At 62.5% G+C, this 1,718-nt stretch carries 1 protein-coding gene; it reads left to right on the plus strand.

Features of this window, described 5'->3' with window-relative positions; all coding sequences use genetic code 11:
* Positions 1–135: 135 nt before the first annotated feature.
* The gene (gene gcsR, locus ACTD9P_RS29525; protein ID WP_138814073.1) at positions 136–1,644 is read left to right on the plus strand and encodes a transcriptional regulator GcsR; all 1,509 of its coding nucleotides are present in this window, start codon (positions 136–138) and stop codon (positions 1,642–1,644) included.
* Positions 1,645–1,718 lie beyond the last annotated feature (74 nt).

Consider the following 1,718-nt stretch of genomic DNA (forward strand, 5'->3'; position numbering starts at 1 on the left):
CGCGAATGCGGTCTTTCAGTCAATAAATTAAGAGACTGACACACCGCATTCGCGAGCAAGCCCGCTCCCACATTTTGATCTCCCTGCGCTCCAAGGCATACTTGCCGCCTCCAGTTCCCCAGAATTGCTAGCCCCATGCGTATCCACGTCAGCTTCATCGACCGCGTCGGCATTACCCAGGAAGTCCTGGCCTTGCTCGGTGGGCGCAATCTCAACCTGGATGCGGTGGAAATGGTGCCGCCCAACGTGTACATCGACGCGCCGACCCTGAGCGCCGAGGTGCTCGAAGAGCTGCGCGATGCGCTGTTCAGCGTGCACGGTGTGCAGGCTGTCACCGTGGTGGATATCCTCCCCGGCCAACGCCGCCACCTGCAACTCGACGCGTTGCTCGCGGCCATGACCGACCCGGTGCTGGCCCTGGACAGCGCGGGCAAGATCCTGCTGGCCAACCCGGCGCTGATCGCGCTGTATGGCCGCGAACCGGCGGGCGAAAGCATAAGCGCGTTGTTCAACGACCCGGCGCTGCTGGAGACTTTGCTCGAACAGGGCTTTCGTTTGCCGTTGCGCGAAATCAGCGTCAACGGCCAGACCTTTTTGCTCGACGCCACGCCGATCACCGACGCCGGCGCCTTGCTCACGCTGTACCAGCCCAACCGCATCGGCGAGCAACTGTCGGCGCTGCACCACGACCATGCCGAAGGGTTTGATGCATTGCTGGGCGAGTCGCCGGTGATTCGTACCCTCAAGGCGCGGGCGCAACGGGTGGCGGCGCTGGATGCACCGCTGTTGATCCAGGGCGAAACCGGCACCGGCAAAGAGCTGGTGGCGCGCGCCTGCCATGCGATCAGTGCACGGCACAGTGCGCCGTTTTTGGCTTTGAACTGTGCGGCGTTGCCGGAGAACCTCGCCGAAAGTGAATTGTTCGGTTATGCGCCTGGCGCCTTTACCGGCGCGCAGCGTGGCGGCAAGCCGGGGCTGATGGAGTTGGCCAACCAGGGCACGGTGTTCCTCGATGAAATCGGCGAGATGTCGCCGTATTTGCAGGCCAAGCTCCTGCGGTTTCTGAATGATGGCAGCTTTCGCCGGGTGGGCGGCGACCGTGAAGTGAAGGTCAATGTGCGCATCCTCAGCGCCACCCATCGCGACCTGGAAAAAATGGTCAGCGAGGGCACCTTTCGCGAAGACCTGTTCTACCGCCTTAATGTGCTCAACGTCGAAGTGCCGCCGCTGCGCGAGCGCGGCCAGGATATTCTGCTGCTGGCGCGCTACTTCATGCAGCAAGCCTGCGCGCAGATCCAGCGCCCGGTGTGCCGCCTGGCGCCGGGCACTTATCCGGCGCTGCTGGGTAACCGCTGGCCGGGTAATGTGCGCCAGTTGCAAAACGTGATCTTTCGCGCCGCCGCCATCTGCGAAAGTACCTTGGTGGACATTGGCGATCTGGACATCGCCGGCACCTCGGTGGCCCGCCAGAACGACGGCGAAGTCGAGAGCCTGGAACAGGCGGTGGAAGACTTCGAGCGCAATCTGCTGGAAACCCTCTACGCCAGTTACCCCTCGACCCGCCAGCTGGCGAGCCGCTTGCAAACGTCCCATACGGCAATTGCCCATCGCCTGCGCAAGTACGGCATTCCCAATAAGCCCTGAAAATGTAGAGATCAAAATGGGTGCGGGCTTGCTCGCGAATGCGGTGGGTCAGTTACAAATGAGCTGCCTGACAC

The organism is Pseudomonas onubensis (genome assembly GCF_965653655.1).
In the GTDB taxonomy this organism is placed as follows: domain Bacteria; phylum Pseudomonadota; class Gammaproteobacteria; order Pseudomonadales; family Pseudomonadaceae; genus Aquipseudomonas.